Origin of the sequence: Geotoga petraea, from assembly GCF_900102615.1 — a bacterium.
GTDB lineage: Bacteria > Thermotogota > Thermotogae > Petrotogales > Petrotogaceae > Geotoga > Geotoga petraea.
Map to the genome: position 1 here is coordinate 392834 of NZ_FMYV01000001.1, position 15684 is coordinate 408517.

17 protein-coding genes are annotated in these 15684 nt (G+C 28.5%); 12 read left to right on the top strand and 5 right to left on the bottom strand.

Annotated elements, in window-relative coordinates; genetic code table 11:
* Positions 1-2: 2 nt before the first annotated feature.
* Both flgC and flgB read right to left on the bottom strand, forming a co-directional pair.
* On the bottom strand, positions 3-425 hold the full coding sequence (gene flgC / locus BLS00_RS01940; protein ID WP_091402324.1) for a flagellar basal body rod protein FlgC: 423 nt from the start codon (positions 423-425) through the stop codon (positions 3-5).
* Positions 425-823, bottom strand: coding sequence for a flagellar basal body rod protein FlgB (flgB, locus tag BLS00_RS01945; RefSeq protein WP_091402326.1), 399 nt, complete (start codon positions 821-823; stop codon positions 425-427). Before flgB ends, flgC begins: the two co-directional genes overlap by 1 nt.
* Before the next feature lie 65 nt (positions 824-888).
* Here flgB and BLS00_RS01950 point away from each other — a divergent pair, with 65 nt between their 5' ends.
* Positions 889-1920 (top strand): polysaccharide pyruvyl transferase family protein, encoded by a 1032-nt coding sequence (locus BLS00_RS01950; RefSeq protein ID WP_091402328.1) that lies wholly within the window; start codon positions 889-891, stop codon positions 1918-1920.
* On the opposite strand, the gene BLS00_RS01955 is transcribed toward BLS00_RS01950, so the two are convergent.
* Positions 1898-2761 (bottom strand): YncE family protein, encoded by an 864-nt coding sequence (locus tag BLS00_RS01955; protein WP_091402330.1) that lies wholly within the window; start codon positions 2759-2761, stop codon positions 1898-1900. The genes BLS00_RS01950 and BLS00_RS01955 overlap by 23 nt on opposite strands.
* A 306-nt stretch (positions 2762-3067) precedes the next feature.
* On the opposite strand from BLS00_RS01955, the gene udk reads away from it, so the two are divergent.
* The 10 genes from udk to BLS00_RS02005 all read left to right on the top strand — a co-directional run bounded on the left by udk (position 3068) and on the right by BLS00_RS02005 (position 13576).
* Complete coding sequence (gene udk / locus BLS00_RS01960; RefSeq protein WP_091402333.1) at positions 3068-3694, top strand: uridine kinase; 627 nt, start codon at positions 3068-3070, stop codon at positions 3692-3694.
* Positions 3691-5616: a hypothetical protein gene (locus BLS00_RS01965; protein WP_091402336.1), complete on the top strand. Its 1926-nt coding sequence runs from the start codon at positions 3691-3693 to the stop codon at positions 5614-5616. Before udk ends, BLS00_RS01965 begins: the two co-directional genes overlap by 4 nt.
* A 50-nt stretch (positions 5617-5666) precedes the next feature.
* Entirely contained in the window at positions 5667-6764 is a 1098-nt protein-coding gene (locus BLS00_RS01970; RefSeq protein WP_091402338.1) for a BMP family lipoprotein, read from the top strand.
* A gap of 98 nt (positions 6765-6862) precedes the next feature.
* Positions 6863-8446: an ABC transporter ATP-binding protein gene (locus BLS00_RS01975; RefSeq protein WP_091402340.1), complete on the top strand. Its 1584-nt coding sequence runs from the start codon at positions 6863-6865 to the stop codon at positions 8444-8446.
* Positions 8446-9525 carry an ABC transporter permease gene (locus BLS00_RS01980; protein ID WP_091402342.1) on the top strand — a complete coding sequence of 360 codons (1080 nt, stop codon included), beginning with the start codon at positions 8446-8448 and terminating at the stop codon, positions 9523-9525. The genes BLS00_RS01975 and BLS00_RS01980 overlap by 1 nt, the downstream gene beginning before the upstream one ends.
* The gene (locus tag BLS00_RS01985; RefSeq protein ID WP_091402345.1) at positions 9522-10472 is read left to right on the top strand and encodes an ABC transporter permease; all 951 of its coding nucleotides are present in this window, start codon (positions 9522-9524) and stop codon (positions 10470-10472) included. The genes BLS00_RS01980 and BLS00_RS01985 overlap by 4 nt, the downstream gene beginning before the upstream one ends.
* A gap of 88 nt (positions 10473-10560) precedes the next feature.
* On the top strand, positions 10561-11229 hold the full coding sequence (locus BLS00_RS01990) for a ribonuclease HII (protein WP_091402347.1): 669 nt from the start codon (positions 10561-10563) through the stop codon (positions 11227-11229).
* Between the two features lie 219 nt (positions 11230-11448).
* The gene (locus BLS00_RS01995; protein ID WP_091402350.1) at positions 11449-12459 is read left to right on the top strand and encodes a peptidyl-prolyl cis-trans isomerase; all 1011 of its coding nucleotides are present in this window, start codon (positions 11449-11451) and stop codon (positions 12457-12459) included.
* 14 nt (positions 12460-12473) lie between these two features.
* Entirely contained in the window at positions 12474-12779 is a 306-nt protein-coding gene (locus BLS00_RS02000) for a metal-sulfur cluster assembly factor (protein ID WP_091402352.1), read from the top strand.
* Entirely contained in the window at positions 12779-13576 is a 798-nt protein-coding gene (locus tag BLS00_RS02005; protein ID WP_091402355.1) for a N5-glutamine methyltransferase family protein, read from the top strand. The genes BLS00_RS02000 and BLS00_RS02005 overlap by 1 nt, the downstream gene beginning before the upstream one ends.
* Positions 13577-13659: 83 nt before the next feature.
* Here the strand turns inward: BLS00_RS02005 and BLS00_RS02010 are convergent, their stop codons facing one another.
* Positions 13660-14286 carry a hypothetical protein gene (locus BLS00_RS02010; RefSeq protein ID WP_091402357.1) on the bottom strand — a complete coding sequence of 209 codons (627 nt, stop codon included), beginning with the start codon at positions 14284-14286 and terminating at the stop codon, positions 13660-13662.
* Positions 14287-14297: 11 nt separating this feature from the next.
* Positions 14298-14900 (bottom strand): DUF4897 domain-containing protein, encoded by a 603-nt coding sequence (locus BLS00_RS02015; protein ID WP_091402359.1) that lies wholly within the window; start codon positions 14898-14900, stop codon positions 14298-14300.
* Between the two features lie 117 nt (positions 14901-15017).
* On the opposite strand from BLS00_RS02015, the gene BLS00_RS02020 reads away from it, so the two are divergent.
* On the top strand, positions 15018-15683 hold the full coding sequence (locus BLS00_RS02020; protein ID WP_091402361.1) for a segregation/condensation protein A: 666 nt from the start codon (positions 15018-15020) through the stop codon (positions 15681-15683).
* Position 15684 lies beyond the last annotated feature (1 nt).

Consider the following 15684-nt stretch of genomic DNA (forward strand, 5'->3'; position numbering starts at 1 on the left):
CGTTATTTACCAATATTTAAAGCAGAGTTATACATAGATTTTGCAGAATTAATAACTGCAGCATTAAGATCATAAGCTCTTTGAGCAGTCATCATATCAACCATCTCTTTCAATACATTTACGTTTGGCATTCTCACATATCCTTCTTCATTTGAATCAGGATGATCAGGATTGTAAACTAATTTAAATGGTGTAGTATCTTCTTCAATTGAACTTACTTTTACTCCGCCAAAATCATTTTTTCTTTTTCCTTTTTCTCCGTTCAAAACTTCTTCAAAGGTAACGATTTTTCTTCTATAAGGTTCACCATTTTCGGTTCTGGTAGTATCTGAATTTGCTAAATTTTGAGAAATAACATTTAATCTGAATCTTTCAGCTGACATCCCCGAAGCAGATATATTAATACTCTTAAATATTCCATCCATTATTTGATGCTCCTTATGGCTGTATTATACCTATTAATTGCATAGGTCATCATTCTTGTTAAGCCATTATATTTTAAAGTATTTTGAACCATATCAGCTACCTCAGCGTCTATATCTACGTTATTACCATCATTTCTAATTGAAGTTTCGTCTTGGGTTACTTCTTTAGCTTGAACTTTTTCTAAACTTAAGGTATTATTTAAATGTTGTTCTTTGTTTGTTTTTAACTTAAGTTGGTCTTTATTATCTACAGCTTTAGAGAGTTCTTCTTCAAAAGATATTGTTTTTCTTTTATAATTTGGGGTATTATAATTTGCTATATTTTGAGCTATGGTTTGTTGTTTTTTTAAAGAAGCGTCTAAAGCTTTAGGTAATACATCGAAATTTATATCAAACATATATTATCCCTCCTGATATTATTATTCTTTTTATTTTTTTAAAAATCCTAAATTGGGGGAATTTTATGAAAAAAATATTTTTAATTGGTTATTATGGTTACAAAAATTATGGTGATGATTTATTATTTAAAGCTCTAATAAAAATTTTAGAAGATATAGGATTTGAAGGTAAAATAGTTATTCCTGCTGATGAGTTACCCGAATACCAAGTGAATAACAATTTTTTTATTGAAAAAATCAGTAAATATGATATATTAAACATTAATAACAATATAAAAAAATCAGACGTAGTCATTTATGGCGGAGGAAATTTGTTCCAAACAGAGACTTCGTTAAAAAGTTTCTACTACTATTATTATATCGCAAAACAAGCCATAAAAAACAACAAAAAAGTTCTTTTTTTATCACAAGGTTTTGGCCCATTAAAACACAAAGTAGTCAAGCCAAAATTGAAAAAAATACTGAAATATGATAGGTTAACAGGTGTTTATAGAGACATTACTTCGCATAAATATTCAAAAAAATTCAATGAAAATTCTTATCTTGGTGTTGATATAGGTCCTTATTATTTTAAAGATTCCAATATAATAAAGAAAAATAAAATATCATTATGTTTAAAAAATGAATATTATGATATAGAAAATCTAATTAACTTTTTGTCAATTTTTGAGGATTATGAAGTATCCACATTGGTTATTAATTCTAATCAAGATGCCATAATGAATTACTATTTAGTAGAGGAGATTAGGGCAAAAACAAAATTAAATGCTGTGTTCCCTTTTAAAGACTTTGACAAAATAATAGAAGAAATCAAGACTTCTAAAATAGTAATTTCCGATAGATTGCACTCTTCCATAACAGCCGCTTATTTCAACAGCATATTTTTTACATATAATAATTCAAAAAATAAAAGGGTTTTAAAAACTATAGATAAAAGTTATAATTTTTTCTATAAGAACCTTATGGATTTACCTTTTTTATACTCGGATAAAGAAACAAAAAATTACGACTTCAAAGGATATGGGGAAGTTTACAAAGAAAAATTAGCGCAAACTGTTGATATTACAAAAGAAGTTATTCAAAACGCCTTAAAGTAACTAAATTTTGATCAGCTGTAGTTAAAATTAATATAATGTTGTTGTCTGGTGCTTCAATATCTATTGGATAAGATCCAACTTCGATTTCTTGGTATATTTTTTTGTTTTTGATAATATACAATTTATTATCTATATGTGAAATTGCGTATATATATTCTTGATTGGGAGAAATAGCAAAATCTCTTATTGGTACATCCAAAATTTTTTCTTTTTCATTTTTTTCAATATCATAAAAATACAATCCAGAATTTAGTGAATTAATCAATAGTTTGTCTTTATAAACTTCTATATTAGTTGTATACTCATTTATATGAACTAAAAATTCTTGTTTAGTTAAAAGATTTTTGTAAATATTACCCTCGTAATAATTTAATATATATTCAACACCATCTTTATTTATGATATCTATAGGATGTTTAATATTTGCATAATTTAATATATAAGTATTATTTTCAGGTTTTAGAAATAAAATATTTGATTTAAAATTACCATTTTCAACATTTTCTATCATAGGAATATAAATTTTATTATCGTTTTTAATAATTAACGGACTAGTAACAGAGTGATTTATAAAATTTATAATATTTAAATCAGTATCTAATATATAAATTCTATTAGGATTTGTTGAGGTTATATATATTTTATTTTCAAATATTTCAATATTTGTTGGTTTTGACTCCAATTTAATTTTTTTTATTATATTATTATTTTTAAGTTTAAAAATTGTTTTGGTATAATTATCAATAATATAAAAGTAATGGCCATCATACGCTCCACCTAAAGGTATTACGGCATCTTCAAAAGTAAATTTTTCTTGTGAATAAAAATCTATGATGTCCACTTTTCCGTCATAATCAGGAATAATAACATAATTTTGGTTTGTGTAAATGAAATTAGTTCGAGTTCCTACAGAATGAGTACCAGTAATAATAAAAGTGTCCTTAGAAAAAATTATGACAGAAAAAATTGTTAATACTAATGTAAATAAAACTTTTTTAAAATTTATAATAACTCCTCCCTTTTAGAAAATCATCATTATTTTATCACAAGACCCTTAAAAAACAAATAATCAACTAAAACTACTTTTGTAAATAGACAAATTTTGTAGTATAATGTTTCAGAGAAAGTATGAAAGAGGTGAATTTTATTGGTCCTCGTTGCTATAGTTGGTGGTAGTGGTTCTGGAAAAACTAGTGTCACAAGAAATATAGTTGAACATTTTGAAAATAGGGCTTCAATGCTTAATATGGATGATTATTATAAAGATTTACCCCCCCAGGTAAATCCTTATGATTTTAACTTTGACGATCCAAAAGCTTTTGACTTTAAATTACTTAGAGAACATTTAGAACTTTTAAAAAAGGGTAAAACTATTGAAATGCCTGTTTATAATATGGTTACCTTCCGAAGAGAAGAAGGCGTAACAAGGACATTTCCACCGAATGACCTAGTTTTAGTTGAAGGAATATATACCCTTCACGATGATAAAATATCTGAAATGTTTGATTTCTCTGTATACATTGATGCTCCTTCAGATGAAAGGCTAATAAGAAGAATAGAGAGAGATACAATTGAAAGAGGTAGAACAGTAGAGAGCATTTTATCACAATATAGGAAATTTGTAGCACCATCTTTTAAATCTTTTATTGAACCTCAAAAGTTCAAATGTGATATAGTATTACCAGAAGGGGTTAATAACATAAAGGGAATGAACATAATAAAAAATGCAATTGAAAGAATGCTTGAAACAAAAATATGGGAGGGAAACCAATGAAGAAAAACATAATAATTATCTTAACAATATTATTGGCAAGTTTCGCTTTTACTTTAAATGTAGATCAAGTTGAATCTTATTACACAACTTTTATTGAAGAATATAATAATAACAACCGCGAAGGGGAACTCTCAGAATTTTTTGTTCAAATAGACAATTTAGGGTTATATAGGTTTTACAGAAATATGATGGTAGGAACTGCTGAATATACAGATAGACCTTCAGATGTTCAAAGATATTTGACTGAGATTTATAATCAATTGGAATACGAAAATGCAGAAGAACAAATAGCCTATGCAGGTTTTATGGCGTATGTTCAATCAAAAATTTCAAGTGATAGTTTGTCAAGGGAAATGATAAGATCTTTACCTGCGTATTATACTTCTATACAAGAATATCAATCTAATGTTGAAAATGAAGTTTTGACTTATATAGGCAATGTGATAGGTTATTCTTTGGGGGTGCTTGAAGAATCACCATATAAAAATATTGAAAGGTTTGATTTTAACGGAGAAATAGAAAACAGAGATTTTTATGTTTATCAAGGAGGAAGTAACAGCGAATACAATCAAATCATAGAAGAAAATAAAGAAGAAATTCTTACTCAAATAGAGGAAATTGCAAATTCTAATTTAACTGGGTTTGAACTTGAATTAGCGATTGACGATATTTCTTATCAATATATTGATTCTATATCTTCATTAGTTCAAGAACAAATTGCTCAGTCATTAGCCATGTTTATAGAAAAGGCTGAAACAACATTTAATCCTAACTTTATAAGACTTTTAGTTTATTTGGCTTTAATTATTTTATTTGCCTTATTTTTGAAAAATCTATTAAAGTACTTACTTATAGCTATTTATATTTTTGAATTAATTTTTCTTATATTTATATATAATCCAATACAGGATCCTGTAACTTCTTTCATATATGGTGCTTTTGTTATTGTAGCAATTTCGATATTTTTCTTAACTTCAGTGTTAAATGCTTTTGGTAGAGACGTACATATCTTTGAAAGATTCAAAAATATAGCTATATTTGTTTCTGTAATAGTTATAATAACTATACCTGCATACTCAATTATTGATTTGAAAATGGATAACAATACTCAATTTAATGATTCTATTTTTGAAGATCAACTTTTAAAAGATACTGTAACTTATTCTCACACCTCGATTCAAAGGACTATTGGGACTTTGAAATCAAATTTAGGCCTAGAATTTTCCTCTATGAGAAGTCTTTACGGCACTGAAATAAATAATTTCTTAAAAAATTCTATAAATGCGAACGTTTATGATCATGTATACGCTGATTCAACTGAATCTATTGATATTGCTATTAATTCTGATGGCTTAAAATTTAGCAATACGGAAAGTTATATAAACAATGCTCAAAATTTATCAAAATCAATAGACGATATAATGTCATCTGCTGAAGTAAGAAAATCGAGAATTTTAGGTGCGCTTGATGAGTTAGAAAGTAATATAGAGAGCATATTGTTGTATTCCGACGATGAATTTAAGAACATCGTAATTAACACTTTAACTTCTCAATTTAATTCGAGTGACCTTTTAGAAGATATAGAAATTCAATCTTACTTTGACATACAACCTTTAAAAACAATTGATCTAAGAGTTTATAACACGGTACATGGCACTATTTATTTGATTGTCTTCATGTTCTCTTTATTATTGTTTTTAATATTCGAAGATAAACTATTTAAAATCATTACAACTGTAGGAATGCTTATAGCCTCAATAATGGCTTTTATTACTCCATCAAACATGACAGTTTTATCTCAAGTTAACTATCCACCTTTGGTTACAAATGATTATTCTGTTAATATTATAATAGGTATATTAATGTTATTTATTACTTTTATTATTCAAATAAAAAAAGAAAAAAAGATTTCAGTGGATTAAAAGGAATTTATTCCGTATCATAATTCTCAATTAAGGGGAGGTAGTAAATTATGAAAAAGCTAACTGTATTGGCTTTGGTATTAACACTTATTGTTAGTTCTTTTGCTTTAAAAGCAATCATGGTTACAGACACTGGAGGTCTTGGAGACAAATCATTCAATGATGGTACATGGGAAGGATTGCTTCAAGCAGAGGAAGAACTTAATGCAGAAGTAGATTACATCATTTCAAAAGAACAAACAGACTATGTTGGAAACTTAACTAACGCTGCTCAAGATGCAGACGTAGTTGTTGCTGTTGGATTTTTGATGGCAGATGCATTATTCAATGTAGCTCCACAATTTCCCGATACAAGATTCATAGGAATTGACATTTCTCCATCTGAAGGTCAAACAGTTCCAAGTAATTTAGCACTTTATATATTTAAAGAAGAACAAACTTCTTTCTTAGCAGGATATTTAGCTGCTTCTATGACACAAACAGGGACATTAGGTTACGTTGGTGGAATTAGAATTCCTCCTGTTTTAAGATTGGAAATAGGATTCAGATCAGGTGTAAAAGCTTATAATCAATTGCATAACACAAATATCAATGTATTAACTGGTTATGTTGGCGGATTTGGAGAGCCTGCAAAAGGTAAACAAATGGCAATGTCTCAATATCAACAAGGTGCAGACATAATTTTCCACGCAGCTGGAGCATCAGGAAACGGTGTTATTGACGCTTCAAGGGAAATTGGTTCAGATTACTATGGAATTTCACCAAATGCAGATTTGAAAACAGTTATAGATGCATATTATGCCAAAGGAACAGGCTATTTCTCAATAGGTGTTGACTCTGACCAAGATTACTTAGCTCCTGGTTATGTTTTAACATCAGCAATGAAGAGAGTAGACCAAGCTGCATTCTTAGGTATAAGATCAGCAAGATCAGCAAGAGCATTTCAGTCAGGATTAAACGTTTTAGGCTTTAATCAAGATGGTGTTGGCTTATCACCTATGAAATATACAAAAGGCATGGTTCCTTCAAGTGTATTCGCTGAAATTGCTTATTTAAGAACATTAGTTGAAAGCGGAGAAATCGTAATAGCAGATACAGATGAAACATTTGGAAGTTTTGACGTTTCTAATGTTGAATTTCCTTTTTGATAGATAATTAAAATATAGGGATAGGTAACCCCTATCCCTTTTTTAAAACATTATTCAATGTTTTAAAAAAGGGATGGAAATATACAGGAGGTGTAACAATGTCATCAAATCCTGATTTAAATAAAAAGGATTATGCAGTTTTTATGGAGAAAATAACGAAAGAGTTTCCAAGGGTATTGGCGAATGACAAAGTTGATTTAAAAGTAAAAAAAGGTGAAATTCATGCTCTTATTGGAGAAAATGGTGCAGGAAAATCCACTTTAATGAATCAACTATATGGATTATATAAACCTACTTCTGGAGAAATTTATATATCAGGTGAAAAAGTAGATATTGAAGGTCCAAAAGACGCAATAAAAAAAGGTATTGGCATGGTTCACCAACATTTTATGTTGGTAGATAATTTAACAGTTACAGAAAACGTTATTTTGGGTTCAGAGGAAACAAAACGTGGTATACTTGACATCAAAAAAGCAAGAAAAGAAGTTAAAGAGCTTTCAGAAAAATATGGATTGAAAGTTGATGTTGATGCTAATATTGAAGACATACCTGTAGGAATGCAACAAAGGGTAGAAATTATCAAAACTCTTTATAGAGGTGCAGATATTCTTATTCTGGATGAACCAACTGCTGTTCTAACCCCTCAAGAAATTGATGAAATATTTGAAATAATGGATAAATTAAGAAAAGATGGTAAAACTATTATTTTTATTTCTCATAAATTACATGAAGTCATGCAAATATCAGATAATATTACTGTTATGAGATTGGGTAAAGTTACTGGTAATGTAAGCGTAAAGGAAACTAATGAAAAACAACTTGCAAATATGATGGTCGGTAGAGAAGTTGTTTTAAGAGTAGATAAAAAACCAAAAGAACCTGGAGATGTTTTTGTCAAAGTAGATAATTTAAAAGTCAGAGACAATAGAAAATTAGAAGCTGTTAGAGGCATTAGTTTTGAAATCAAAAAAGGTGAAATATTAGGTGTTGCTGGCGTTGCAGGTAATGGACAAACAGAATTAGTTGAAGCATTGACAGGTCTTAGGGAAATTGAGAGTGGTAAATATTTTTATAATGGTAAAGATGTTTCTAATTACAATGTAAGAGAACTTAGAGAACTACATATAACTCATATACCTGAGGATAGATTTAGATATGCCATGGTTCAAGAGTATCCTAATTACTATAATATGATAATGGGCAGACATTTTAAAGAACCCTTTGCTTATAGAGGCTTTTTAAACCATGATGAAATTTATAAGTATAGTGAAAAACTGATTAAAAATTTTGACGTTAGACCTGCGGATATAACTCAAAATACTGGTACCTTATCTGGGGGAAATCAGCAAAAAGTTGTTATAGCCCGAGAAGTATCTGCTGAACCTGAATTTATTGCTATAGCTCAACCAACAAGAGGTTTAGATGTTGGAGCTATAGAATATGTACACAATGAAATTTTAAATTTAAGAGATAATAATGTCGCAGTTCTTTTAGTTTCAATGGAATTAGAAGAAGTATTATCTTTAAGTGATAGAATAATAGTTATGTATGAAGGACAAATAATGGGTGAAGTTAAACCAGATGAAGTTACAGTTGAAGAAATGGGTCTTATGATGGCTGGTAAAAAGTTGAAAGATATAAAAATGTCTACAGAATTAGAGTCCCACGGAGGCGATAAATAATGGCTACACACACAAGAAGGATTAAATGGATGCCTTTTTTAGTTCCGCTATTGGCAGTTTTATTTTCTTTATTGATCTCTGCTATTATAATATTGTTGATTGGAGAAAATCCATTAACTGCCTATTTTGAGATGTTTAAAGGTGCTGTCGGATCAAGGCTATCTTGGGCAGATAATATAACAAAAATGACCAGTTTGCTTTTAACAGGTTTAGCTGTTGGATTTGGTTTTAGAGCTGGAGTTTTTAATATTGGTGCTGAAGGCCAAATGACAGTCGGTGGAATCATGGCAGTTTTTGTGGGTATTAACATGGGTAATGTACCTTCAGTAATCGCCATACCTTTAACAATGACAGCCGGTATTATAGGGGGAGCAGTTTGGGCTTCCATTGCTGGATTCTTAAAAGCAAAAACGGGTGCACATGAAGTTATTTCAACTATTATGCTTAACTGGGTAGCTTATCATTTAAGCAATTATTTGGTAGCAGGTCCTCTGGCAGTTGGCCAAGGAGTTCCAAAATCACCTGAAATTGCGGAAAGTGCTCAATTACCTCCATTGATAACAGTTCAAGCATCTACGGTTCCTTCAGGAATTATAGTTGCTATTGTAGCAGCGGTTGTTGTTTACATAATTTTGCAAAGAACTACAATGGGTTATGAGTTGAAAGCTGTTGGTTATAATCCTTATGCAGCTGAATATGGTGGAATATCTATTAGTAAAAATATAGTTTTAACAATGGCAATATCTGGTGGATTAGCTGGTTTAGCCGGTTCCGTTGAAGTTATGGGAGTTTATCATAGAATATTTGGAGCTTTTACTGGAGACAGAGGTTTTGACGGTATAACTATAGCTTTGATTGGTCAAAATAATCCTATTGGTATTATTTTTTCAGCTTTCTTGATTTCGTCATTAAGGGCTGGATCCAATTCAATGCAAAGTGTAGGTATACCTGATGATATTGTTACCATTATTCAGGGTATCATCATTCTCTTTGTTGCTGCAGATAGAATAATAAAAACGTTGATCACAAGAACACAAAAAAATAAGAAACCTTCACTTGAGGGTGGTGAGGATAAATGAGTTGGTTAGAAGCAATTTTTACTTCTTTAACATCACCTCTTTTTTATAAACTGACTATATTGTCAGCATTACCTTTAGTATTTGCTGCAATAGGAGGAGTTTTTACAGAAAAAACAGGTGTTGTAAATATTGCGCTTGAAGGTATAATGAAAATGGGTGCTTTTACATCCGTTGCTTTTACTTATATAACTGGAAATATTTGGATTGGTTTATTAGCTGGTATTATATCCGGTATTATATTGGCAGGTTTACATGCTTATGTTTCTATTGAATGGTCTGCGAATCAAATAGTTTCTGCAACGGCTATAATCATTCTTGCTCAAGGTATTGTTGGTTTTTTAATGGTACCTGTTTTTGGTCAAGAGGGTCAGAGTGATTTTGTGTCAAAAATTCCAAATATAAAAATAGATTTTATAAGAGATATTCCTTTTATAGGTGAAATATTTGGAAATATATCTTTGTTTTTTTACTTAGCTGTATTTGTTATTGTTGCTTCTTGGATACTAATTTACAAAACACCTCTTGGATTAAGAATGAGGGCTGTTGGGGAAAATCCAAAAGCAGCAGATACTTTAGGGGTTAATGTTAAAGGAGTTAGATACTTTGGTGTTATAATGTCAGGTGTTTTGGCTTCTTTAGGTGGTATATATTTAGCCCTTGGTGACTTAGGTCAGTTCCAAGAAGAAATGCCAGCAGGTAAAGGTTTCATTGCTTTAGCCGCTATGATTTTAGGTAATTGGAATCCAATTGGCGCAATGTGGGCGGCATTATTATTTGGTGCAGCAGAAGCCATGAATATACAATTACAAACCTTACTGGAATTGCCTTCAGAGGCAAAGGCATTATTGAATTTATTACCATTTATTTTAACACTCGTTGTAGTTGGAGGGTTCGTTGGAAGAACGAGATCACCAGCCGCAAGTGGAGAGCCATACGAAAAAGAATAAAATTAATTATTTGCCCGCTTTTAAAAAAGCGGGCTTTTAAATTTATATTTATTTTAAGATTAAACTGATATTATAAAATGGAGGTTTTATGAATTCTTTTGATCAGGACTATTTAAACAAATACGGAAAGATTATTGGAATAGACGAAGCTGGTAGAGGGCCTCTTGCTGGACCTGTTTTTACCGCTGCAGTTTATGTGGATTCTAAAGAAGAATTAAAACTATTATCCAATATAGGAGCCGATTCGAAAAAATTATCAGAAAAGGAGAGAATTAAAAGGTTTAATTTTCTTATAAAAAATTTTAAGTATGATATTAATTATTCTGATGAGTCAGTAATTGATGAGATAAATATTTTACGAGCAACTAATTTATCTATGATAAAAAATTTAAAAAAATTAGATTTAAAAGATGTTTTTTTAATGGTAGATGGTAAAAATTTTTATTTTGATGATCGATTTGAATGTGTAATTAAAGGAGATGAAAAGTCTTCCCTCATAGGGGCGGCTTCAATACTAGCAAAAGTATCAAGAGATAATTATATGATAACATTAGATGAAAGGTTTCCAGAGTTTGAATTTAAAAGACATAAAGGATACCCTACAAAAAAACACATAGAAAATGTATTGAAATATGGTATAATAAAAGATTATAGAATCACTTTTAATCCAATAAAGAAGTTTTTGATTGAAAATAAAGTTAAGTATAATAAAAATGATTTTTCTAAATATAGATTGATTAAATTGGGAATATTATAGAGTCATAGTTTACTTACAGGAAATTTTTTTGAATTGTCTGAAATAATGCAAATACTTAGAAGTGAAAATGGTTTTTCCTGGCTTAAAAAACAAACTACGAATTCTAAGAATATATTTATAAAAATTTTATTGAAATTGAAAAAAGAATATAAGAAAGAATTATAAAATTTTGAAAAAATAATCATAAAAAATATAATAATATAAAAAGGAGGAAAAAAAGTGAGAAAATTTACTATTACATTTTTAGTATTGATTTTATCTTTGACAACATTATCTTTAAATATGAGTTATGAAGAACTCTCGGATGATCTATCTATGATTGTAAATGAAGAAGAGATTTCTTCTGAATTTTTCAAAGCCCAAACAGATATGATAAATATTTTATCAACAGTTAAGCAAACAAATGAATTATTTTTTCAAACTCTAACTAATACAGCCACAGGTCTTGAACTTTTGAATTCTTATAACAAAAGGGTTGCTATTAATTTTTCTGGAAAAGTTTTATTTATTCAATTTGTAGAAAGCAAAGGTATATCATTAGGTAGAGAAAATCTAAAGGAAAATATAACAAATCAATTTGATGAAATTATAAATAACAGCGGTATATCAGCGGATGACGTTAGTACTTATTTGAATTCAAAAGGTTTCAACACTAAAGAAGCTTATTTGGATTTACAATATTATAATGCTCTTTATGAAAGAGCTATTCAACTTTATTATCAATCTAAATCTTTAGAATATGATATTAGTGATGAAGAAATTAAAAATGAATATAATAAGAACCAAGATTCTTATGTAAAGCCACCACAGTCTGAAATATCAATAATAAGGTTTGAAGATTCTGAAGAAGCTAGCTTGACTTATAAAAAAATAACTGATGGTTATTATAATTTTGAAGATGTGTATGAAGAAAAGAAAAAAGAAGAAAATGCTGATAACATAACTATTGATTTAAATGTAGAGGGAAATCAATATGTTAACATTGTTAAAAACAATGCTCCTGGATACATTTCCAAACCACAAAACGTTGGTGAAAATGAATGGATATTGATAAAAATACTTTCAAAGTCACCAGAAAGAAAATTGTCTATAGATGAAGCAAAAAATCAAATAATATTTAACTTAAGAGATAGAAAAGCTAAAGATTATTTTGATACAATATTACCGAAGGAGTTTGAAAAATTCAAAGAAGAATCTAAAGTTGTACTAAATAAAAAGCTATTTTATTAGAGGAGGTTTTTTGAATGCCAAAGGTAACAGAAGAACAAGTTATGAATGCCTTAACTAATGTATATGATATGGAAATCGGTTTTGATGTTGTATCTTTAGGTTTAATCTATAATATTGATATAGATGAGAAAGACAATGTTCACGTTGATATGACTTTAACTACTCCTATGTGTCCTTTAGCAGGAATGATAGTTGAAGATGCCAAAAGCAAAATTGGTGAAGTTGAAGGGACGAATGAAGTAGACGTTGAATTAACTTTTGATCCCCCTTGGGATCCCTCAAAAGCAAGTGAAGAAGTCAGAAGGTTATTAGGGATATAATGAATTCTATAGATTATATTAATAAAATTAGAAGGGACTTAAACATCTCTTCTAATTTTATTTTAAAAACATTATCAATATATTTTGATAGGGATATTATAGACATAAAAATAAAAAATTTCGATATAAGCAAAAAAGATTTATATAATCTAAATAAAATATTTTTAGAAGATTACCCAATAGAATATATAAAAAATACTGCTTTATTTTTAGGTAAAGAATATTATGTTGATGAAAATGTCTTGATTCCCAGGGTTGAAACAGAAGACCTTGTGATTTTAGCAGAAAAAATTATAAATGAAAATAATTTTGGTACTCTTTTGGATTTAGCAACAGGGAGTGGGGTTATTGCAATTTCACTTAAAATAAAGAATCCAAATTTAATTGTTTATGCCTCTGATATTTCCGAAAAAGCTTTAGGTGTTGCACAAAAAAACGCTTTAAAGCATAATGTTGAAATAGATTTTTTAAAATCTGATATTTTTGAAGATATGCAAGACAAGATGGAAATTTTTGATTTTATAGTTTCTAACCCTCCTTATGTTGAAGAGATGAGTCCTTATATAAACTCAAGTATAAAGCATGAACCAAAAAAAGCGTTATTCTCTGGAAAGGATGGTCAAGATTTTTTTAGAAAATTGATTCAATATAGAAGTATATTGAAAAACAAAACTCTGTTGTTTGAAACAACAGAGTTTAATTATAGAAAAACTAAAAATATTTTATCTAATTTGGGTAAAACGGAAATATTTAAAGATTCATTTGGAAAATATAGATTTATATTAGTTAATACTTAAATAAAATTATTAAAGTTAATTTTTATAATAACTTTATACTGTAAAAAAGGATTCAGAAAAACAAACTATTGAATAAATAAAGTTTAGCTTCTATCCAAATTTTCGACCAAGATAACTTCGCCCATACCTATTTTGAGTTTTTTAGCAATTTGATCTGGACTGTTCCCTTCTTTTAACAATCTTCGGATTTTTTCTGATTTTGTTTCTTCGTTGTTGACCTGTATTTTTTGTTTAGTTTCTTCTTTTATTTTTCCACTATTCTCTATTGTTCCTATTGAATTACTTTCATATGTATCAATACTATTATTAGTTTTTTCTTTTTTAATTAAATTTTCTTCATTTATTTGTTTGTCAATTAGTTGTTCATTTAATATATTCTTTTTTTTGTTTTGATTATAATTTGTGTTAGCCTTTTGGATGTTGTTAATCTTTTCTTCCAGAATGTTCAACTGAGAATAAGCATTTTCAATAGAACTTTCTAAATCTTGTAAAACATCGTCAGCAATTTTGATTTTATTGTCTAAAAGTCTCATTTTATCTGTGGTGACTTTTCTAAATTTACTTAAAATATTGTTTGCATCTTCATCAATATTTAAAAGTTTTTCATCTTGAATTTCATTAGTCCTTTTTGCTATTTTTATCATATAAATTAAATTTATTAAACCTATAAATAAAGCTATAATTGATACGATTATAAAAGGTAATTGCATAATAAAACTCCTTAATATGTAATATCAAAAACAATTGTTGGAAAATCTATCTGACCTTCTTGTTCGTAAATTACAAAATTTTCTCCTCTTTGAGTTGGTTGAGGGATTATAGATTGTATTTGCCAATTTCTTGGATATTCAATAACAATACTATCCTGAACATTAAGAGGTTGCCCAGGAAGAGAAAATTCCAATGTATTACTATTTAATCTATCTGTAAAACCCATAACTGTTACAGTTTCTTCTATTGTTAAATTTGGTTTTGAAGTTGACATTGTTGATTCATATGAAATTACTTCAAAGGGTCTTTCAATATTTTTCATAATTTGGGCAAAGTTATCCACATATGCTTCTTTTTTTTCTTCATCAGGGGTGTTGAAATTTTCTATTAATTGATTAAAAGAATTATCATCTTCAGCTTTCATTGTTATATTTGTGTTTATAGCTACAGATTGATCCTCATTAATAATAAAAATAGAATTTGAGTTTAATATGTCATATTTAGCTCTCATTGAATTGGCCATAAAAAATTGGAATATTGTCAAACCGCCTAAAAATATTAATGTAATTAAAATAAAATTTGAATTTCTCTTTGGTGTTCTGTTTTCTGGCATTTGTATCCTCCTTGAATTATAATAATGTTATTTCATTATATTATATCATATAATATAAAAAATGTGATAGAATATTCATTGATAGCAGTTTACAATATTTCACTTGGGGGGGTACTTATGGTAGAAGATGAGAATTCTATGATAATAACGATAGACTTGTTTTCTGGGCCGTTTGAGAAACTTGTCGAATTGATTAAAGAAAAAGAAATCCCCATAAGAAAAATACCTCTCAAAACCATATGTAAAATATTTGATAAATATATGCATGATAATTTAGAGAGATTAAATAACGTTTCTGAATATATGCATTTATCAGGATATTTGACTTATTTAAAATCAAAGGATTTACTTCCAAATTCAGAAAATAACAAAAATTTCAAAAAAGAAAAAAATATGTTTTATTCTCTTGTAGAAGATTTTGAACTTATAAAAGAAACTAAAAAAATAATTAAAAATGATTTTGGTAAACCTTCTAAAAGATATGTGAGGATAAAAAATCATGCCTCTTTTAATCAAGAGAAAGTTCAAGATCAATTGGATATTTTTTTAAAAGATTTTATAAACGAGCACAAAAAATTAGAAATAATCAAAGAACTTTATACTGTAGAAGAAGCCATGGATAGGATAAAAGAAGAACAAGAATTTGATTTATTAAAATTGTATTCATTTTCACAAAAAAATAAATTGAAATTTATAGTACTGTTTTTAGCAGCTTTAAACCTCGTTAGAAATGATGTTTTCATATATGAAAATGGATATTTCATAAGAAATATGGAGGAATAAT